This window comes from Rhodococcus sp. NPDC003348 (assembly GCF_053589375.1).
Map to the genome: position 1 here is coordinate 167,167 of NZ_JBSFRT010000001.1, position 20,052 is coordinate 187,218.

General features: G+C 70.0%; 20 protein-coding genes. 7 read left to right on the forward strand and 13 right to left on the reverse strand.

The features are described from left to right. Nucleotide 1: 1 nt before the first annotated feature. From ACWDU4_RS00845 to ACWDU4_RS00870, 6 genes are all read right to left on the reverse strand, one after another. Nucleotides 2–1,969, reverse strand: a complete 1,968-nt coding sequence (locus ACWDU4_RS00845; RefSeq protein ID WP_450112053.1) for a M13 family metallopeptidase — start codon at nt 1,967–1,969, stop codon at nt 2–4. A gap of 73 nt (nt 1,970–2,042) precedes the next feature. After that, nucleotides 2,043–3,050, reverse strand: coding sequence for a protocatechuate dioxygenase (locus ACWDU4_RS00850; RefSeq protein ID WP_450111933.1), 1,008 nt, complete (start codon nt 3,048–3,050; stop codon nt 2,043–2,045). Between the two features lie 150 nt (nt 3,051–3,200). Further along, nucleotides 3,201–3,863 (reverse strand): DUF4190 domain-containing protein, encoded by a 663-nt coding sequence (locus tag ACWDU4_RS00855; RefSeq protein WP_450111934.1) that lies wholly within the window; start codon nt 3,861–3,863, stop codon nt 3,201–3,203. Between the two features lie 93 nt (nt 3,864–3,956). Then, the gene (locus ACWDU4_RS00860; RefSeq protein WP_450111935.1) at nt 3,957–4,862 is read right to left on the reverse strand and encodes a PaaI family thioesterase; all 906 of its coding nucleotides are present in this window, start codon (nt 4,860–4,862) and stop codon (nt 3,957–3,959) included. Nucleotides 4,863–4,897: 35 nt separating this feature from the next. Beyond that, on the reverse strand, nt 4,898–5,668 hold the full coding sequence (locus tag ACWDU4_RS00865) for an SDR family NAD(P)-dependent oxidoreductase (RefSeq protein ID WP_450111936.1): 771 nt from the start codon (nt 5,666–5,668) through the stop codon (nt 4,898–4,900). Continuing rightward, on the reverse strand, nt 5,669–6,514 hold the full coding sequence (locus tag ACWDU4_RS00870; protein WP_450111937.1) for an enoyl-CoA hydratase/isomerase family protein: 846 nt from the start codon (nt 6,512–6,514) through the stop codon (nt 5,669–5,671). Between the two features lie 63 nt (nt 6,515–6,577). Here ACWDU4_RS00870 and ACWDU4_RS00875 point away from each other — a divergent pair, with 63 nt between their 5' ends. After that, a complete protein-coding gene (locus ACWDU4_RS00875; RefSeq protein WP_450111938.1) occupies nt 6,578–7,177 on the forward strand; it encodes a TetR/AcrR family transcriptional regulator in 600 nt (199 codons plus the stop codon). A gap of 7 nt (nt 7,178–7,184) precedes the next feature. Here ACWDU4_RS00875 and ACWDU4_RS00880 read toward each other — a convergent pair whose 3' ends face one another. The 6 genes from ACWDU4_RS00880 to ACWDU4_RS00905 all read right to left on the reverse strand — a co-directional run bounded on the left by ACWDU4_RS00880 (nt 7,185) and on the right by ACWDU4_RS00905 (nt 12,735). Then, on the reverse strand, nt 7,185–8,117 hold the full coding sequence (locus ACWDU4_RS00880; protein ID WP_450111939.1) for a hotdog fold thioesterase: 933 nt from the start codon (nt 8,115–8,117) through the stop codon (nt 7,185–7,187). Nucleotides 8,118–8,194: 77 nt separating this feature from the next. Further along, nucleotides 8,195–8,971, reverse strand: coding sequence for a pirin family protein (locus ACWDU4_RS00885; RefSeq protein WP_450111940.1), 777 nt, complete (start codon nt 8,969–8,971; stop codon nt 8,195–8,197). Between the two features lie 135 nt (nt 8,972–9,106). After that, nucleotides 9,107–9,853 carry a pirin family protein gene (locus ACWDU4_RS00890; protein ID WP_450111941.1) on the reverse strand — a complete coding sequence of 249 codons (747 nt, stop codon included), beginning with the start codon at nt 9,851–9,853 and terminating at the stop codon, nt 9,107–9,109. Between the two features lie 2 nt (nt 9,854–9,855). Next, the gene (locus tag ACWDU4_RS00895; protein WP_450111942.1) at nt 9,856–10,821 is read right to left on the reverse strand and encodes a pirin family protein; all 966 of its coding nucleotides are present in this window, start codon (nt 10,819–10,821) and stop codon (nt 9,856–9,858) included. An 83-nt stretch (nt 10,822–10,904) separates the two neighbouring features. Further along, nucleotides 10,905–11,660 carry an SDR family NAD(P)-dependent oxidoreductase gene (locus ACWDU4_RS00900; protein ID WP_450111943.1) on the reverse strand — a complete coding sequence of 252 codons (756 nt, stop codon included), beginning with the start codon at nt 11,658–11,660 and terminating at the stop codon, nt 10,905–10,907. 133 nt (nt 11,661–11,793) lie between these two features. After that, on the reverse strand, nt 11,794–12,735 hold the full coding sequence (locus ACWDU4_RS00905) for an NADP-dependent oxidoreductase (protein ID WP_450111944.1): 942 nt from the start codon (nt 12,733–12,735) through the stop codon (nt 11,794–11,796). Nucleotides 12,736–12,846: 111 nt separating this feature from the next. On the opposite strand from ACWDU4_RS00905, the gene ACWDU4_RS00910 reads away from it, so the two are divergent. The 4 genes from ACWDU4_RS00910 to ACWDU4_RS00925 all read left to right on the forward strand — a co-directional run bounded on the left by ACWDU4_RS00910 (nt 12,847) and on the right by ACWDU4_RS00925 (nt 16,259). Then, nucleotides 12,847–13,446, forward strand: a complete 600-nt coding sequence (locus ACWDU4_RS00910; protein WP_450111945.1) for a TetR/AcrR family transcriptional regulator — start codon at nt 12,847–12,849, stop codon at nt 13,444–13,446. Then, complete coding sequence (locus tag ACWDU4_RS00915; protein WP_450111946.1) at nt 13,443–14,093, forward strand: DedA family protein; 651 nt, start codon at nt 13,443–13,445, stop codon at nt 14,091–14,093. Before ACWDU4_RS00910 ends, ACWDU4_RS00915 begins: the two co-directional genes overlap by 4 nt. A gap of 93 nt (nt 14,094–14,186) precedes the next feature. Beyond that, nucleotides 14,187–15,515: a YhgE/Pip domain-containing protein gene (locus ACWDU4_RS00920; RefSeq protein ID WP_450111947.1), complete on the forward strand. Its 1,329-nt coding sequence runs from the start codon at nt 14,187–14,189 to the stop codon at nt 15,513–15,515. A gap of 6 nt (nt 15,516–15,521) precedes the next feature. Beyond that, nucleotides 15,522–16,259: an SIMPL domain-containing protein gene (locus ACWDU4_RS00925; protein ID WP_450111948.1), complete on the forward strand. Its 738-nt coding sequence runs from the start codon at nt 15,522–15,524 to the stop codon at nt 16,257–16,259. 7 nt (nt 16,260–16,266) lie between these two features. Here the strand turns inward: ACWDU4_RS00925 and ACWDU4_RS00930 are convergent, their stop codons facing one another. Beyond that, nucleotides 16,267–16,701, reverse strand: a complete 435-nt coding sequence (locus ACWDU4_RS00930; RefSeq protein WP_450111949.1) for a heme-binding protein — start codon at nt 16,699–16,701, stop codon at nt 16,267–16,269. Between the two features lie 225 nt (nt 16,702–16,926). On the opposite strand from ACWDU4_RS00930, the gene ACWDU4_RS00935 reads away from it, so the two are divergent. Together ACWDU4_RS00935 and ACWDU4_RS00940 are read left to right on the forward strand one after the other, a co-directional pair. Beyond that, on the forward strand, nt 16,927–18,450 hold the full coding sequence (locus tag ACWDU4_RS00935) for an ABC transporter substrate-binding protein (RefSeq protein WP_450111950.1): 1,524 nt from the start codon (nt 16,927–16,929) through the stop codon (nt 18,448–18,450). Between the two features lie 36 nt (nt 18,451–18,486). Continuing rightward, entirely contained in the window at nt 18,487–20,028 is a 1,542-nt protein-coding gene (locus ACWDU4_RS00940; protein ID WP_450111951.1) for an ABC transporter substrate-binding protein, read from the forward strand. The last annotated feature ends 24 nt before the right edge of the window (nt 20,029–20,052 follow it).

Here is a 20,052-nt window from a genome sequence, read left to right on the forward strand (position 1 = left end):
GTCACCAGATCTTCACGCGCCGGTCCGGCTCCAGGTACAGCGCGTCGCCCGGGTTGACGTCGAACGCCTCGTGGAACGTGTCCAGGTTGCGGACGACGCCGTTGCAGCGGAACTCCGGCGGCGAGTGCGGGTCCACGGCGAGGCGACGGATCGCCTCCTCGTCGCGGGCCTTGGTGCGCCACACCTGTGCCCACCCGAAGAACACCCGCTGCAGTCCGGACAGTCCGTCGAGCTCCGGGGCCTCGCTGCCGTCGAGCGCGATCTTGTACGCCTCCAACGCGATCGACAGCCCGCCGAGGTCGCCGATGTTCTCGCCGATCGTGAACTCGCCGTTGACGGTGTGTCCGGGCAGCGCCTTCGGCTCGAACGCGTTGTACTGCTCGATCAACGCCTTGGTGCGCTTGCCGAACTCGGTGCGGTCGTCGTCGGTCCACCAGTCGATCATGTTGCCGTCGCCGTCGTACTTGGCGCCCTGGTCGTCGAACCCGTGTCCGATCTCGTGCCCGATCACCGCACCGATGCCGCCGTAGTTGGCGGCGTCGTCGGCCTCGGCGTCGAAGAACGGCGGCTGCAGAATCGCTGCGGGGAAGACGATCTCGTTCATCCCCGGGTTGTAGTAGGCGTTGACGGTCTGCGGCGTCATGAACCACTCGTCGCGGTCCACCGGACCGCCGAGCTTGGCGAGGTCCCGGTCGTGTTCGTGCGCGTACCCGCGCCGGAAGTTCCCGACCAGGTCGGTGCCGTCGATCTCCAGCGTCGAGTAGTCCCGCCACTTGTCGGGGTAGCCGATCTTCGGGGTGAACTTCTCCAGCTTGGCCAGGGCCGCGGCGCGGGTGTCCGGGCCCATCCATTCGAGCTCGGAGATGTTGCGGCGGTACGCCTCCTGCAGGTTCGCGACCAGTTCCTGCATCCGCGCCTTCGCAGCCGGCGGGAAGTGCCGGTCGACGTACAGCTTGCCGACCGACTCCCCGAGCAGATCCTGTACGAGGGAGACGCCACGCTTCCAGCGTTCCCGGTTCTCCTCGGTGCCGGACAGGGTCTTGCCGTAGAACGCGAAGTCCTCCGCGACCAGTGCCTCGGTCAGATACGGTGCGCGGGAGTGGATCACCTTCCAGGCCGCCCAGGTCTTCCAGTCGTCGAGGGAACGTCCGGTCCACAGCTCGGTCAGCGACGTCAGGAAGCTCGGCTGGCGGACCACCAGTTCCGCGAACGTCTCCGGGGTGCCGCCAAGCGCGGAAACCCATGCGTTCCAGTCGAACCCGGGGTTCTGTTCGCTCAGGTCGGCGAGGGTGACGAGGTTGTAGCTCAGCTCGGCGTCACGCCGCTTGACGACGTCCCAGTGGCCTGCGGCGATGGCCGTCTCCAGGTCGAGGATGCGTCGGGCGGCGCCTGCCGGGTCGGGGCGGCCGGCCAGGGCGAGCATGGCCTCGACGTGCCGCACGTAGGCGTCGCGGATCTCGGCGTACGAGTCCTCGCGGTAGTACGACTCGTCGGGCAGGCCGATCCCGGACTGGGTCAGGTGGACGAGGTACCGCGCCGAGTTCTTGGCGTCGGTGTCGACGTAGTTGCCGATCGCCCCGCCGACCCCGGTGCGCTGCAGGCGACCCAGCAGGCCCGCCAGCGCGGACAGGTCCGAGACTGCGTCGACGGCCGCGAGTTCGTCGGCGATCGGGTCCAGCCCGGCCCGCTCGACGGCCTCGGCGTCCATGAACGACCGGTACAGGTCACCGATGCGCTGGGTGTCGGTGCCGTTCTCGCCGCCACCGTCGGCGGCCTCGTCGATGATCGCCCGCACATCGATCTCGGCCTGGTCGTAGAGGGTGCGGAAGGCGCCGTCGACGGCTCGGTCCGCGGGTATCTCGTAGTTGTCCAGCCACTGGCCGTTGACGTGGACGAACAGGTCGTCCTGGGCGCGGGTGCCCGTGTCGAGGTGGGTGAGGTCGATTCCGGAGCGCGTCATGCTCTCCATCATGGCCGCTCCGCGGCTCGTGCGTGGTTCACGGGTACCGAGGACTCGCAACCACGCACGAGCACGCAGGCGCCTACACGCCGATGTTGACGGCGCCGAGGTAGCCGTCCGCGGTCTTGACGACGGTCACCATGCCCGACTCGTCGAAGATGCTGTCGGTGGCGTTGGTGACGTTGTTCTCGCGGCCGGTGTGCTCGTTGTACGGGCTGGTCGCGTAGATCTCGTCGAGCAGGTCCTCCTCGAAGAACAGCTGCGTGGTCAGCACCGTCTCCTTGTTGACGTGGACCTTCATGTGGATGTGCGTGGTCCGGCTCATGTACCAGCCGGGGAAGATCGTCGTGAACGTCGCGACGCCGTTCGAATCGGTGGTCTGCGCGCCGCGCAGGTAGGTGGTGACGGCCTGGGTGTCGCCGACGGCGTAGGAGCCGTCCGCCGGTTCGCCGGAACCTTCCATGCCTCCGCCCATACCTCCGCCCATACCGCCCTCCGGTGGCGTGCCCATCGGCATCCCGCCCTGCGGGGGTGTGCCGGACGGCGGCGTGCCCATCGGCATCCCGCCCTGCGGGGGTTCGCCGGACGGCGGCGTGCCCATCGAGCCGAACCCGCCTCCGGCGGGCGGAGTCGCGCTGTTGGCGCCGAGCGAGCCCGACTCGAAGCCGGAGTACACCCCGCCCGCGTCGCAGTGCCAGATCTCGACGACGGCGTTTGCGATCCCGCCGCCGCCCTCCGGGGTGCAGGTGGCCGAATCCTGCACGCGCAGAGCCAGTTCGAATGTGGTGCCGGGTCGGTCCTCGCGGATGTCGCTGCGGATCGAGTCGACGTCGAACCAGTACGGGCCCTGCGTCTCCTCCTTGCTCGCCACGCACTGCGGGGCCTGGGCGAGCAGGGCCATCACGTCGTCGCCGGCGGCGGTCGTCCCGCTACCGGTCGTGGTCGCGGTCGCGGCGGAGGTCGTCGAGGTGTCCGACGATCCGCTGCCGGCACATGCCGCGATCAGCCCGGACAGGCCGACCGTGCCGCCGAGGGCGAGGGCCCGCCGGCGGCTGACCCGGGCGCGGCTCTGCTCGATATCCTTGTTCACGCTGAACTCCGATCGATCTCGTTGATGACTCGATCCTGACCTGTCGTGCTGCCAGGCGGCTGGGCTCATCCGGTGAGATCGCTGTGAATCGGCTCCGCGGGCAGTGCGTGAATGTCACTCCGGTGAGGGTGCAATTCACGCACGGGTGCGTCAGCGCGGCGCCGGCGTCAGCGTGATCGAGAACTGGTTCTCGAGGTTCTGCCGGAACTCGTCCTCGCACTGCTGCTGGGCGGCGCGGTTGTTGCCGGCGTCGCGCATGCAGTCGGCGAAGTCGCGGCCGCCGACCTTGTTGAAGATGCCGACGCCGACCACGACCAACACGATCGCGATGACGACGGCCAGGGCGCCGAGAATGATGCCGGCCAGCGACATCCCGCCGTTGGTGGCGCGTTGCTTCTTGAACTGCGAGCGGCCGATGAAGCCCAGGATGATCGCCAGTACACCGAGAACGATGCCGCCGACGATGGTCCAGACGCCGAGGATGGCGAGGACACCGAGGATCAACGCGGAGATGCCGGCGCCGTTGCTCCGGGCAGGCGGCTGCGCCGGGTATCCGGCCGCCGGATAGCCCCCGGTGGGGTACTGGCCCCCGGGATACTGCTGGCCGCCGGGGTATTGCTGGCCGCCGGGGTATTGCTGGCCGGGGTATTGCTGGCCGGGGTATTGCTGGCCGCCGGGGTAGGGCTGACCGGGGTATTGCGGCTGGGCGCCGGGGTACTGCGGTGGCGTGGAACCGGGGGGTCCGTACTGCGGCTGCTGCCCCTCGGGTGTCCCCTCGGGCGTCTCCTCGGGATTCGGCGGCTGATTGGTCATGACACTCCTCGGCTGGCACGGCCGCCACTCGGCGTCCACCCTTCGCAGACTAACCCCGGGCCGTCCGATTCGCCGGGATCGGCGCCGGGCGCGTCAGAGCAGTTGGACGCTGGACTGCGTGCGCGTCAGGAGGACGCCGGAGGTGTCGACGAGTTCGGTGTCGATCAACGCCAGGCGTCGCCCGGCCCGCACGACCTCCGAACGGACCCGCACCGGGCCGCCGTCGAGCGCGGGGGACCGGACGAAGTCGAGGCGCAGGTCCAGGGCGCGGTAGCCCTGACCCGCCGCGGTGAGCGTCTGCGCGGCGAGGCCTGTCATCAGGTCGGACACGGAGATCAGGTTTCCGCCCTGCACGGTGCCGAGGTAGTTCGCCATCCACGGCTGCGGCGCGAACTCGCCGACAACTCGGCCGTGCTCGACGCCCGTCAACTCGACCCCGAAGAGGCCGGCCAGGGGTCCGCGCGCGATGTCGCCCGCCGCGATCGCCGAGACGACGGCGAGCCCGGTGCGGTCCGCGAACTCGGAGGGATCGGTTCCCGGTTCGGCCTCCGGCACGGGCAGCGCCGCTCCGCCGAACACGGTCTCGGCATGGGTGGCGCCGCGGCTGACGGCCACCGAGCGCGACGTCAGCACCGCGTAGGACTCCCCGTCCGGGCCGGTCAGGTCGCCCGCGGACAGGCCGATCCCGGTGTCGAGATCGAGGTGAACGGCGTGTCCGCGGGCCACGATGGCGCCGCGATCGGGCAGCGGTGCGGCCAGCGTCGCGGTGATCTGTGAGAGCACCGTCTGCGTTCCGGCCGGAACGAGGCCCCCGACGGCGCCGCCGGGCACCGAGTCGACGAGCACGCCGACCGACCCGAGGATGGTTCGGCCGCGGTGGTCGTGGAATCGGGGGCCGACCTCCTGGGTGTGCTCGGTGCGGCCGGGTGCGACGGGGCCGGGGCGGGCGCCCATCATCGCCATGAGGCGGTCGACTCGCGGGGCATCGGTGGAGGTCATGACCCTTTGTCTACCAGCGGGCAGGATCGGGGCCGTCAGTGGGCGACCAGTCCACCGTCGGCGACGACCACCTGCCCGGTGATGAAGCTGCCCGCGTCGGAGGTCAGCAGCAGCGCCGGGCCGACCATCTCGTCCGGGTCCGCGATGCGCCGCTGCAGCGAGGCCGACGCCATCGCGTCGACGAACTCCGGCGGGTTCGCCCGGACCATGTCGGTGTTCACCGAGCCCGGTGCCAGGGCGTTGACCCGGATGCCGCGGCTCGCGTACTCGGCCGCCATCGACCGGGTGTACGACAGCAGGGCGGCCTTGCCCGCCGAGTACATCGCCGTCGATGGGGAGAACATGAACGCCCCCGCGGAGATCACGTTGAGCACCGCCGCGTGATCGCTCCTCTCCAGATACGGCAGCGCCGCCTGCACCAGGAACACCGGCCCGCGCAGGTTCACCTCGTACGACTTCGTCCACGCTTCGGGGGTGAACGCGCCGAGAGGTTGGGTGAGCGGGTTCGCCGCGTTGTTGACGACGATGTCGACACCTCCGAACTCGGAGACGGTGGCGTCGACCAGCGAGGTCAGGGCATCGAGGTCGCCGGTGTGGGTCGCGACGCCGATGGCCTTGCCGCCGAGCTTGTTCAGATGGTTCGCGACCGTCGTGCAGGCATCGGGTTTGCGGCTCGCGACGACGACGTTGGCGCCGGACACGGAGTAGGCCTCCGCGATCGAGAGGCCGATCCCGCGGGTGCCGCCGGTGACGATGGCGGTCCGGCCCTTCAGGTCGAAGAGCGAGTCGAGTTTGGTGCGGTTCACTTACCGGGCTCCTTCGGTGTTCCGGGTGCCGGGGGCATCCCGGCGGGTCGACCAGCGCGGCCGACGCTTCTGCATGAACGCGGTGACCGCCTCGGCGAACTCGTCGCCACCGGTCCCGGCGAGGATCTGTGTGCGGTTCTCCAACGCGATCGCCGCGTCCACGTTGGCGGCGTCCGCGTTCGCGTTCAGTACCTGCTTCGTCATGGTCAGCCCGAACGGGCTGTGCTCGCAGAGACTTTCGGCGAGGTCGAGCGCGGCGTCGAGGAGCTCGGCTTCGGGTACGACGCGGGAGACCAGGCCGATCCGCTCGGCTTCGGTGGCGTCGACTCGGCGCGCGGTCAGGATCAGCTCGGACGCTCGGGCGGATCCGACGATCCGCGGCAGGGTGTAGCTGATGCCGATGTCGCAGCCGGAGAGTCCGAGCCGGATGAACTGGGTGCCGAAGTGCGCCGTCGCGGAGGCGATCCGAAGGTCACAGGCGGCGGCGAGTGCCATCCCTCCGCCGTACGCGGCGCCGTTGACCGCGGTGATGACCGGCTGCGGCAGTCGCTGGATCCGGGGGACGAGCGACGCGATGAACTCCTGGGTACGCATTCCCGCGGCGGGCCGGCTCAAGGTCTCCGTTCCGGGCGCGGTCGCGGGTTCGGACAGATCGAGTCCCGAGCAGAACCCGCGGCCCGCGCCGGTCAGCACGAGTACCCGGCACGCGGTGTCCGCGGCGACGTCGTCGAGCAGGGTGTGCAGGTCGGAAACGAGGGCGGGGTTCAGCGCGTTGAGGCGCTCGGGCCGATTCAACGTCGCGACGAGGATGTCGGGGGTGGGCCGGTCCAGTGCGATCGTGTGCATGTCCCTCCAGAAACTCTGCGGCGCAACCGAACAGAATTAACGTACAGCTTGTAAGGTAAATGTGTGGGCGGAAACGACGAAAAGTCCCCGGGGCGCCCCCGGGATCCGGAACGACACCGGGCCGTCCTCGACGCGACCCGGTCCCTGCTCGCCGAGGAGGGCTACGACGCACTGACGCTGGCCGCCGTCGCCCGCCGCGCCGGGGTCGGCAGGCCCCTGCTCTACCAGTGGTGGGGATCGAAGGCGGCGCTGGTGCAGGAGGCTCTGTTCGCCCGGCAGGCCAGGGGTGCGCGGCCGGACCCGTCCATGTCGTTCACGGACACCGTCACCGCCATGATCCGGGAGATGGTCGAGCACCAGTCGCGAGCCGAATATCGGCGCGGGCTACCGGGGCTCGTCTCCGACATGGTCGCCGACCCGGAACTGCAGCGCCGGGCGGACGAGGAATTCATCGCGCCGATCCGGGATCGCTACGCGGAGGTGTTCGCGCGCGGTGTCGAGGCGGGCGAGGTGCGGCCCGACGTCGACGGTGCCGCCGTCCTCGACACCCTGCGCGGCGCGGTCATGATGCACACCCTCGCCGGCCCCGCGCTCGACGGTGAGGCGCTGGTGCGACACCTTGCGGACCTGGTCCTGAACGGAGTCCGGCTGCATCGGACGTGATCCCGGTTCAGGGATTGCCCGTCACGCCCTGACGGAGCTGCGCGCTCGAGCCGGACCGGGCCAGGAGCCGCCCGTCCGGGTCGAGCAGCCGTGACTCGATCAGGACGATCCTTCGCCCGGCCCGGACGACCCGCGCCTCGATCGTGATCGACGGACCGCCGACCGCGGGAGAGCGGACGAAGTCGATGGTCAGGTCCTGCAGGTGATGCTCCTGACCGGGTGTGGTGCGGGTCTGGGCGGCCAGACCCGACGCGAGGGCCGCGGCCGCGAACAGCATTCCGCCGTGTACCGAGCCGACCTGGTTGCTCATCCACGGCTGTGGGTCCAGGCGGGCGGTGACCGTGTCGTCGCCGACGGCGTCGACGGACAGGCCGATCAGCCCGGCGAGCGGTCCGCGGGAGACCGTGCCTGCGGCGATCCCCTCCACGATTGCCCGACCTTCGATGCCTGTCAGTTCGGCGGCCGCAGTCGCCGGTTCCGGCTCGGGGAAGGTGGTGGTGGGTCCGGGAGCGAGGTGCACGTCGTCCTGGGCCGGGCGGCTGACCACGACGCTGCGGGCCAGCAGCTGGACGCAGGTGGTGCCGTCGTCGCTGGTGATGCGGCCTCCCGACAGTCCTGTTCCGGTGGCCAGGTCCAGGTGTTCGGTGCGGGCGCGCGCCGTGACGACGCCGTCGGCCGGAAGGGGTGCGGCGGTGACCGCCGTGAGCTGGGAGACCACCGTCCGGCTGCCGGTCGGCACGGACGCGAAGAACGCCCCCGCGACGGCCGAGTCCGCCAGCACCCCGACCGAGGCCAGTGTGGAGTGACCGCGGTGGTCGTGGAAGCGGTTCCCGGTCTCGCCCTCGAAGTCGGTGCCCGCAGGCGACATCGAGCGCACCCGGACCCCCATCATCGAGTTCAGGGGGTCGACGCCACGGGGCCGGGTCGCGGTTGTCGTCATGACGTCATGCGTAGCAGGCGGGGAATCGCCTGCCCCGGCCCGTCCCGGTCGACGGGATCACGGCACGGAGTCTGCACTCAGCCGCCGAGACGGGTGTGCATCTCCCAGACGAGCACCTCGGCGGGTTCGTCGGCGGCGGTGAGCCGCTGCCCGCCGGTCGCGGTGAACCGGACCGCGTCGCCCTCGGACAATCGTCCGGCGCCCTCGAGGTCCACGGCACCTTCCGCGACGAACAGGTGCAGGTACGGCGCCTCCGGCAGCGTGATGCTGTCGCCGGGGCGCATCCGGGCGACGGACAGCGCGGCGCCCGCATTGTTGATGGTGATCGCGGACTGTCCGCGATGCTTGCGCATGCCCGACGCCACCGCGACCAGGCCGCCGCCACTCAGTTCGTCCTCGATCTCGAGCTGTTCGTAGCCGGGCGTCACCCCGGCCTCGTCGGGCAGTACCCACATCTGGATGAACCGCACCGGGTCGGCATGCTCGGGGCCCGGCGACCCGGCGAGGCGCCACGAGTCGTTCTTCTCGGAGTGCAGGATCCCGGTGCCCGCGCTCATCCGCTGAGCCAGACCCGGGTAGATCACTCCGGTGTGTCCCATCGAGTCCTGGTGCACCAGCGAGCCCCGCAGCACCCACGTGACGATCTCCATGTCCCGATGCGGGTGGGTGTCGAAGCCCTGACCGGGGGAGACGATGTCGTCGTTGTTGACGAGTAGCGCGCCGTGATGGGTGTTGTCCGGATCGTAGTGCTGGCCGAACGAGAAGGAGTGCTTCGAATCGAGCCAGGCGATCCGGGTTGCGAGCCGGTCGCCGGCGCGGCGGACGTCGACGTGCGGGGTGGTCGGTGCCGTCATGCATGCCTCCTACGTGAACTTCGTCCTTCAACATAGCCAGAGGTGGTGATGTTCCCCTCTGTCGTGACCGGTCCGATGCGTGAACGTTGCCGGAATTCGGACGTTCACGGCACGGACTGGCCCGGTCCGGGTGGGTCACCCGGTGGCGGCGTGCATCTCCCAGATCAGCACCTCCGCCGCCTCGGTCGCGGTGACCCGATTTCCGCCGGAACCGGTGAGCCGCAAGGAATCACCGTGTTCGAGTGGGCCGACACCCTCGACGTCGACGGCGCCGCGAGCGACGAACAGGTGCCCGTAGGGCGCGTCGGGGATCGTCACCGACCGGCCGGTTTGCAGTCGCGCGGCGTGCAATCCGGCGTGGCGGTTGCGCAGGCCGATTGCGGCGTCGTCACGGTGGCGCGGCAACCCGGAGGCGACGACCACGAGTTTGCCGGCGTCGAGTTCGTCGTCGATCGGCAGTTCCTGGTAGCTCGGTTCGATGCCGAATTCGTCCGGAGGAATCCACATTTGCACCAGGTGAACTGGCTCGGCGGCACGCGACCCGTCGGTGCGCACGCGGTCGTTGCGCTCCGAGTGGAAGATGCCCCGACCCGCGCTCATCCGTTGCGCGAGACCGGGATACACGACACCCGAGTGGCCCTCGGAGTCCTGGTGGACCAGCGAACCGCTGAGTACCCACGTGACGATCTCGGCGTCCCGGTGCTGGTGGGTGTCGAAGCCCTCACCGATGTCGACGACGTCCTCGTTGTTCACCAGCAGCAGGCCGTGGGCGTGGGCGGCGAGGTCGAAGTTCCCCGCGAAGGGGAAGCTCTGACTCGAGTCCAGCCAACCGTAGTTCTGGTGCGCACGGTCGCGCGCACGCTGGACCACGATCCCGGTCACGTTCACTCCAATGTCTCGTGGGCGGCGGGAATCGATCCGAGCCGCCCCGCCTGGAAGTCCTCGAACGCCTGGATGACCTCGGCCTTGGTGTTCATCACGAACGGTCCTGCCATCGCGACGGGTTCCCGGATCGGCCTGCCTCCGAGGATGAACACCTCCAGGGATTCGGTGCGCGAGTCCTGGGTGTCGGCCGCCGCGATCGTGATCGTGTCGCCGCGCCCGAAGACCGTGGTCTGGCCCATGTGCACCGGCCGTCGCTCGGTGCCCACGGTGCCGTCCCCGGCGAGGACGTAGGCCAGCGCGTTGAACTCGGGGTTCCACGGCAGCGTCACGCTCGCGCCGGGGGCGATGGTCGCGTGCAGCAGGGTGATCGGGGTGTACGTGGAGCCCGGACCCCGATGGCCGTCGAGCTCACCGGCGATGACCCGGATCAGTGCGCCGCCGTCCGGGGAGGACAGCAGGGCCACCTTGTTGCCGGTGATGTCCTGGTAGCGCGGTGCGGCCATCTTGTTGTTCTTCGGCAGATTCACCCACAGCTGCACGCCGTGGAACAGGCCGCCGGTCATCACCAGTTGCTCCGGCGGGGCCTCGATGTGCAGGATGCCGCCACCGGCGGTCATCCACTGGGTGTCGCCGCCGCTGATGATGCCGCCACCGCCGTTGGAGTCCTGGTGCTCCATGGTCCCGTCGATCATGTAGGTGACCGTCTCGAACCCGCGGTGCGGGTGCCACGGGGTGCCCTTCGGCTCGCCGGGCGCGTAGTTCACCTCACCCATCTGGTCCATGTGGATGAACGGGTCGAGATACTTCAGGTCGACGCCGGCGAACGCGCGACGAACCGGGAACCCCTCGCCCTCGAAACCGCGCGGTGCGGTGGTCACCGACAGCACGGGACGCGCGTTGGCGTCGGGCGCGGTCTCGGCGATGCGGGGCAGCGCGAGGATGTTGTCGACGGTCACGGCAGGCATGGTGTGCTCCTCCGGTCATGTAGTTGATTGTTCAACTACCTCACCGTACCTCAACGCACGCGGCGGAGCGGTATTCCCGCGCCTCAGTCGGTCATGGCCGAGACGCGAGTGAGGACGTCCGGGTGCGGGAGGTGGGCGCCGCCGCCGAGGTCGAGCGTCGCGCCGGTCATCCAGTCGGCCTGCTCGGAGAGCAGGAACGCGACCGCCTGCGCGACGTCGTCCGGGTCGCCGCCGCGGCCGAGCGGAGTGTCCTCGACGAACTCCGGCGCCAGGGTCGCGCCCGCGGCCGGTGGGGTGTGCACGAAGCCGGGGGAGAGCGCGTTGACGCGGATGCGACGCGGGCCCAGTTCGAAGGCGGCCACCCGGGTGAGCCTCAGCACCCCGGCCTTGGCGGTGCAGTTCGCACCCGTCGCCGCGCCGGGCCGGTGACCGATGGGTGAGGAGATCGCCACGATCGCGCCGCCGTCCTCCATCACCTTCGCGGCCTCCCGGAGTACGAGGAACGTGCCGGTCAGGCACACGTCCAGCGTGGCCTTCCAGTCGTCGAGGGGGAGGTCGACCAGGGCGCCGGGGTGGGAGACGCCCGCGCAGTTCACCACTGCATTCACCGCGCCGTGCTCGGTGCGAACGGCGTCGAACAGCGCGCGCACGCTGCTCTCGTCGGTGACCTGGACGTGCCTGCCGCTCGCGTGCTCGCCGAGTTCGGTGGCGCACGCGAGGGCCGCATCCTCCGCGACGTCCGCGATCACGACGGTGTCGCCCTGGAAGTGCAGCAGCTGCGCAGTGGCCCACCCGATGCCCGAGGCGCCACCGACGACGACGGACACGCGAGCGGTCATGGTTGCTCCTGACGAATGAGACGTGGGTCACCCTACTAGACAGTTATTCATACAAGTGTCTAGGTGTCAACGGGGTGAGAACCGGCCTTCGTCGCCATGACGACCACCGCCGACGCCCGGCCGCCCCGGGCGCCTACGGCACCAGGACGAACTTGCCGCGGGGGTGGTGTCCCTGCAGTTCGGCGTGGGCGCGGGCGGCTTCGGCCAGGGGGAAGGTCCTGGCGACGGTCACCTCGAAATCGCCACGGCCCGCGAGGGCGATCAGTTCGATCCGTGCCTCGCGGCGGATGCGAGCGCTGTCGGGGTTGCCGCCGCCGACGGCGCGGAAGCCGTCCCGCTCTGCGCGGTCGAACGCCACGATCGTCACGATCCGGCTCCGGTCGGCGACCAGGGCGAGCGAGGCGTCGATCGCCTCGTCGGTGCCTGCGGTGTCGATCGCCGCGTCGACGCCGTCCGGTGCGAGGGCGCGGAGGCGATCGAGCAGACCGTCGCCGTACTCGACCGGGACGACGCCCTGCGCCCGCAGATGATCGTGGTGTGCCCTCCTGGCGGTGCCGATCACGGTCGCACCGCGGGCCTGGGCCAGTTGGACGACCGCGCCGCCGACGGCGCCGGCCGCGCCGTGGACCAACACGGTCTCGCCCGCGGACACCCGGGTGGTGGTCAGGGCGTCGACGGCGGTGGTTCCGCTGGAGAGCAGTGCGGCGGCCTGTTCGAACGACAGGTTCGGCGGCTTCGCGAAGGTCACGGCGGCGGGCACGGTGATCAGTTCGGTGTAGCCGCGTGCTCCTGGGTTGACGATCACCTCGTCGCCCACGGCTATCTGTCCGGTGGGGCCGACGGCGTCCGCCCCGACGGACTCCACGACACCGGACGCCTCGATTCCGGGCCGGATCGGCAGCCGGTCGGGGTCGGCACCGAATGTGCCGCTGTACGACTTGTAGTCGAAGGGGTTGACGCCGATCGCCCGAAGACGAACCCTCACCTCGCCGGGCCCGGGGTCGGGTACCGGCTCGTCGACGACAGTGAGGACCTCGGGTCCGCCGAACGCGGTGGCGACCACTGTTCTGCCCATGCCTGCCCCAACCGCGGGGGTGCGGAGCGCTATTCCCGGACGACCCCTTTCTTTGCCTTTGTACCGGGGACAAATTTGTACCGAGTGCAAATACGGACGTAGGCTCGAAGAATGACCCAGACTCACGGGCTGCGTGCGACCAAGAAGCTCGACACCTGGCACGCCCTGCGGGGAGCGGCCCTCGAGTTGGTCACGGCCCGCGGGTTCGACGCGGTCAGTGTCGAGGAGATCGCCGCTGCCGCCCGCGTCTCCAAGAGCACACTGTTCAACTACTTCGACTCCAAAGAGGCGCTGCTGCTCGACCCCGATCCGGAGGATCCGGCGCGGTGGCGTGCACTGGCGGCGGCCCGTCCGGCCGACGAGCCGCTGTGGGAGTCGCTGCGGGAGATCCTCGTCGCGGTCGCCTGCCGGGACGAGTCCAAGCTTCTGCTGCGCAAGGCGATGATGGAGCAGTGCCAGGCGATGCTCGAGCCGGCACTCGCGGCCAGCGAACCGTTCAGGGGGTTCATCCGCGAATGGGTCGGCACCCGCATCCCCGCCGAACCGTTGCTCATCGTGCTCGTGGTCAACACCGCCCTCGCGGTCGTGCACACCGCATACCGCGGCTGGCGGCCCGACGACGGGGTGCCGGCCTTCGAGGAGATGCTGCGCCGCGGGTTCGACCTCGTCGGCCACGGACTGCTTGACCTGCCGAAGGTGGGCCCGGTGTGACCGCCCTGCTGGAGCGGCTTCAGGAACTCGAACCGCTCGTCGTGTATCTCGTCGTCAGCGCATTCGTGTTCGTCGAGGACGCGCTGCTGGTCGGATTCGTGGTCCCCGGGGAGACCGCGGCCATCGTCGGCGGCGTGATCGCCAGTCAGGCCCACGTTCAACTCTGGGCGATGGTCGCGGTGGTCGTGGTGGCTGCAATTCTCGGCGACACCGTCGGCTTCGGACTCGGCAGGCGGGTCGGGCCCCGCATCCTGCGGATACCGTTCCTGGCCGGTGGCCGGCTCGACGGTGCGCAGGAGCTACTGCGCCGTCGCGGCGGCCCGGCGGTGTTCTTCGGCCGATTCGTCGCCTACCTCCGCACCGTGATGCCCGCCCTGGCGGGAATCAGCGGGATGCCCTACCGGCGATTCCTCGCCTTCAACGCGGTCGCCGCGCTGATTTTCGGGACCGGCAACGTGCTGCTCGGTTTCCTCGCCGGAAACTCTTACGAGCGAGTCGAATCCGCGCTCGGCAGCGGAACCTGGCTGCTGGTCGGGGTGGCCGCGATGGTGGCGCTCGGATGGTGGGTGCGCCGCCGTTTCAAATCCGCGTCCAGCGCACCCACGCCGGAGACTGACACCGCGCTCGCTCCGCTCCCCGGGCGCTGACCCCGGCGGATGGTCCGGGCGACGCGGTCCGGGCCAGGGAATTCTCAATCGCGTGCCAGTGCCACGCCAGGAACAGTCCGTACGGTCGGATGTATGGCCGTCTCCGCACTGTCCGAGTCCCGTCTGCGCCGCTGGTGGCCCGTCCTTGCCTTGACCGTGGGGGTGCTCGTGGTCGGCGCCGGTCTCGGTCTCGGTCTCGGTCTCCGGTCGCCGGCGCCGTCGTCGCAGGCGGTCGCGATCGTCAACGAGGACACCGGGTCCGCGGGGATGGGGGAGCGGGTGATCGACACCCTCGAGTCGTCCGGGGACTTCAGCTGGGAGGTGGTGGACGCCGACACCGCAGCGGCCGGGAACTACCTTGCCGCCGTCACCATTCCGGAGGACTTCTCCGACGCCGTCGTCTCGCTCGGGAGCACCACCCCGCGGCAGGCAGAACTGTCGGTGCGGCGCGGTGCCGCGGCCGACGCGGACGCCATGTCCCGGCTGACTGCGACCGTCTCCGAGGTCACCTCGGCCACCGGCATCAGGAACCTGCTGTCGGGGATGGCGTCGGCGCGCGCGCAGTTGCAGCAGGCGATGCTGCCCGCCCAACTGCTGACCACCGCGACCGCGGCCGCGGACACCCAGGCCCGGCAGATGCTCGGCGGCGTCGAGGAGATGCTGCCCTACCTGCAGACCGCGAACGACGGCGCGAACCAGCTCGTGGACGTCGCCGGTCAGGTGTCGGGGATGGTGTCGCAGGCCCGCGGGCCTGCGACCGAACTGTCCACGCGACTGACCGAACTCGGGGTGACGATCGGGGACGTGACGACCGGCGTCGGTCGCCTCGAAACGGGATTGGACGCCGTGGCATCGCGGGTCGCCGGGCTCGACGCAGACGCCGCGCACTCGCTCGAGCGCACGTCGGCCGACCTCGCCGAACTGTCCCGGCAGCTGACCGCGATCACCGGACTGCTCGGCACCGGCGTGGGACCGGACACCGACCTCGGCAGCGCGATCGGCAGCGGCTTCGGGCAGCTCGAGTCCGTGTCCGCCCAGCTCTCCGAGGCCGGAGGGCAATTGCAATCGGGGATCGGGCCGATCGCCGCGCAGGCCCCGGAACTGTTGGGCAGCACCACGGATCAGATCCTGGCCGGGGTCTCGCAGCTGAAGTCGGTGTCCACGCAGCTCGGTGAACAGCTGACGAAGGGCATCGACGCGATCCCCGCCCGCAGTGGCGTGCAGCAGGACGCGATGTCCACGACGATGGCCGCCCCCGTTGCGGTGATCGAGACCGGTGGCACCGCGGGACCGGGTCTGCTCGACACCCGAAACCTGATGGTTCTGTTCGCCGGTACGACGGTGGCGCTCGGAGCGGCCCTGGCCTGGATCGGGACACGCCGGGCGGGATACCGCCCCGCGACCGAGACCGCTGGGTCATAGTTGGGCATGGCAACCTGGCGGGCAGCACACCCGGCGACCCTGCGGGCGGTGGGTGCGGCGGCCGCGGCGGCGAGTGTGGTCCTGGTGGCGGGCTGTGCCGCGGACACCGCGACCGGTGGTACCGAGTCTCCGCCACCGGGAATCAGCACACAGGGCGTCGGCAAGGTCACCGCCGCACCCGACACCGCCACGGTGGTTCTCGGCGTGCAGACCCAGGCCGCGACCGCCGAAGCCGCCCTCGCCTCGAACGCCGAGAAGGCAACCGCGCTGATCGATTCCCTCAAGTCCAGGGGCATCGAGTCGAAGGACATTGCCACCAGCGGACTCTCGGTGCAGCCGACGTTCGCGCCTGCGTCGACCGACATCACCGGCTACCAGGTGACCAACCAGGTGACCGCCACCGTCCACGACATCGCCGGCGCAGGCGCCCTGATCGACGCGGCGGCCGCCGCGGCCGGCGACGCGGTGCGGGTACAGCAGATGACCTTCTCCATCGGCGACGACAGCGACCTCCGCGCCCAGGCCCGCGCGAAGGCCGTAGAGCAGGCCAAGGCCCAGGCCGGTCAGATCGCCGACGCCGCCGGGGTGGAACTCGGGGGCGTGCGGTCGATCAGCGAGGTCGCCGCCGCGCCACCCGGTCCGCTGCCGGGGCGCATGCAGTCCGATCAGGTCGCGTCGACGCCCGTCGAACCGGGAACACAGGAGCTGACGGTCACCGTCTCGGTGGTCTACGACATCGACTGATCGCCGGTCACGCCGGCGGCTGATCGCCGACTGCCCGGAGCGCGGCCAGACCGGCGCGGGCGAACGCGACGTCCTCGTCGGGGTCGGCGCCGCTGACCCCGATTCCGCCGACCACCACGCCGGCCAGGCGCACCGGCACCCCGCCCGCGAGGGTGGTCATCGGCTGCGCGGTCTGCCCGCCGATCAGGTCGATCAACTCCGGGTGGGCCGCCCGCAGTCCGGCGAGATCGCCGGACGCCGCCCCCATCAGCGCGGCCGTGGCGGCCTTCGCTCGTGCCACGCCCGCGGTGAACCACGGCGCGCCGTCCCCGCGAACCACGAGCACGTCGTGGCCCCGATGATCGACGACGGCGACGCTGATCCGCTTGCCGTCCTGCTGTGCCGCAGCCAGTGCCGCCTCCGCGGCCGCGCGGGCCCGGGTCGAATCCAGTTCGTTCTCCATGCGGGGGACCGTACCCGGCGGGCCGGTCCCGCGGGGTGGGACCGGGGCGCGCCGGTCCCTCGGGAGATCAGGGACGGCGGCTCTCGCGCTCGCTCAGGTCCCACTGAGCGAGACGGGATGAAAGTGCTCCCCGTCACACCGCATACGTTCGCGGCAGACCGACGGATTCGGTGTGTTCCCGCGTGCCTTCACCACGGCACGGGTGCGCCTCGCGAAGGAATGTGTATGTCACGCAGACTTGTTGTTGCCCTTGGCCTCACGGCCGCCCTGCTCGCCGGATGCGGCAGTGCCGACACCTCGCCGTCCACGGCGGCGGTGGACCCGAATGCCACGTTCCACTACGCGACGGTCTTCGGCGCCTCCTCCTTCGACCCGCACAAGACGAAGATCACGAGCGACGCGACCATGCTCAACCTGGTCTACGACCGGCTGGTGCATCGGGACACGGACGCCAATCCGGTTCCGGGACTGGCCGAGTCGTGGGAGGTCGCCGATGGCAAGTTGACGCTGCACCTGCGTGACGGCGTCACCTTCCAGGACGGCACCCCCTTCGACTCCGCGGTGGTCAAGGCGAACCTGGACCGGGCGAAGGAGCCGGACTCGGTGACCGCCGCGATGCTCACGGTGCTCACCGGCGTCGAGACACCCGACCCGCGGACCGCGGTCCTCGCACTGTCGGGGCCGGGCGCCCAGCTGGTACTCACCCTGTCCGACCTGCCCGGGATGATGGTCAACCCCAACGCTTTCGGAACCCCGGAGAAGAACGCGGCGCTGGCACTCACGCCGGCGGGCAGCGGTCGGTACACGGTGGCCCGTTCGCAGCCCGGCGCCGAGTACGAGTTCGAGGCGCGCGACGGCTACTGGGATCCCGAAGCGGTCAAGTCGAAGCGGTTCGTGTGGACCGTGATGACCGATCCGCAGACGCGGATGAACGGCGTCGCCTCCGGCGAGCTGTCGGCGTCGATCATCACGCCATTGACGATCGACGCCGCCGAGCAGCAGGGCCTGACCGTCGAGGCTCCGATCCGGATGGACCACATGGCCATCAACTTCAACCGCACTCGTGGCGAGTTCACGAAACTCGAGGTGCGCCAGGCGCTGGCGTACGCGATCGACCGTCAGGCCATCGCCGACACGGCGATGGAGGGGCACGCCGAGGCGGCGACCCAGAACTTCCCGAAGCAGTACTTCGCGTACGACTCCGGGCTCGAGGACGCCTACCCGTACGACCCGGAGAAGGCCAAGCAGCTGCTGGCCCAGGCCGGACTGCCGAACGGCTTCAGCTTCACCGCGATCCTGCTCAACCTGCCGGAGAACCAGCTCGTCGCGCAGATCGTGCAGCAGCAGCTCGCCGCGGTCGGCATCGACATGCAGCTGCGCCCACTGCCGCCGGCGGACGCCTCCCCGACCTTCAACCGCGGTGACGCCGACGCGATCGTGACCACGTTCACCGGCCGGGCCGATCCGTCGATCCTGCTCACCTCGCTGTACGGGGCCGCGTCGCCGCAGAACCCCTCGCACGCCAACGCTCCCGGCTTCCAGGAGGCGCTCGACGCCGCCAACTCGGAGTCCGACCTGACCGCGCGCGGTCAGAAGATCGGTGCGGTGTCCAGGATCGTCAGCGACAACGCCCTGGCCCTGCCGCTGGTGTTCTTCGCGCTCGGATCGACTCTCGACGACCGGGTCGTCGGCTACGAGCCGAACCTGCTCATCGACGAGTGGCGCGGTGTCGGCCTCGCCGCCGAGTAGCCCGAACCGAGACTCCCCTCCCGTCCCGACCGAAGGATGCCTGTGTTCTCACGAAAGCTGACGGCCGCGCTCGCGGTGTCCGCCGCCCTCGTTGCCGGCTGTGGTTCCACCGATTCCGGTGGTGCCACAACCGCCGACGTCGACGCGACCGCCACCCTCCGTTACGCCACCACCTACGGTGCCTCCTCCTTCGATCCGCACAAGACGAAGATCACCAGCGACTCGACCATGCTGAACCTGGTCTACGACCGCCTCGTGCACCGTGACATCGACGGCAATCCGGTACCCGGACTTGCGAAGTCGTGGGAGTTCGACGCGGGCGGAACCGCGCTGACGCTGAAGCTGCGCGAGGGTGTGACCTTCTCCGACGGCGCCGCGCTCGACGCGACCGCCGTCAAGGCGAACCTGGAACGTGCCCTGGCGCCGGACTCGATCACCGCATCCATGCTCGCCGGCATCGCCGCCGTCGACGCGCCGGACGCACAGACGGTGGTGCTGCGGCTCAGCGGCCCCGGCGCGCAGCTGGTCCTCACGCTGTCCGACCTGCCCGGAATGATGATCAGCCCGAACGCATTCGGCACACCGGAGAAGGACGCGGCCCTGGTGCTCAGCCCGGTCGGGGCCGGCCGCTACACGGTGGTCAAGGCGCAGCCCGGTGCCGAGTACCAGTACACGGCCCGGCAGGGCTACTGGGATCCGGAAGCGGTACGGGCCGCGAACTTCCAGTGGACGGTCATGACCGACCCGCAGACCCGCGTCGGCGGTGTCGCGTCCGGACAGCTCGATGCCGGCATCGCGACCCCCCAGTCCATCGACTCGGCGACCAGCCAGGGGTTGGATGCCCAGGTGCAGACGAGCCTGAACAACTACGTCCTGAACCTGAATCGGACGCGCAGCGAGTTCGGCAAGGTCGAGGTGCGCCAGGCCCTCGCACACGCCGTGGACCGGGACGCCGTCGTCGCGTCCGCGCTGGAGGGCCACGGGGAGGCGGCGAGCCAGAACTTCCCCAAGGGCTACTTCGCGCACGACGACGCGCTCGACGGCCAGTACTCCTTCGACCCTGCCAAGGCGAAGGATCTGCTGACGACGGCCGGTGTCCCTGCGGGATTCTCGTTCACCGCAGGCGTGTCGAACCTGCCGGAGAACACCATGATCGGTCAGATCATGAAGGAACAGCTCGCGAGGGTCGGCATCACGATGGAGATCCGGTCGATGACACCGACCGACCTCAACCCCGCGTTCAACCGCGGCGAACTCGACGCGATCCTGACGACGCTGGTGGGTCGTGCGGACCCCTCGCTGCTGCTGACATCGTTCTACGGTCAGAACTCGGCGCAGAACCCGTCCCACGACGACATCCCGGGATTCCGTGAGGCGATGGACGCCGCGAACCGGGCCACGGACGAGGCGCAGCGGGCCGCGCTGCTCGGTGACGTCAACGAGGTGCTCATGAACCAGGCCGCGATGCTGCCGATCGCTTTCGCACAGCTCGGGGCGATCACCTCGGACCAGGTCGTCGGATACGAACCCAACCGGGTCGTCGACGAGTGGCGCGGCGTCGGGGTTGCCGCGAACTGAACGAATCGCGCGTTCCTCGACCGG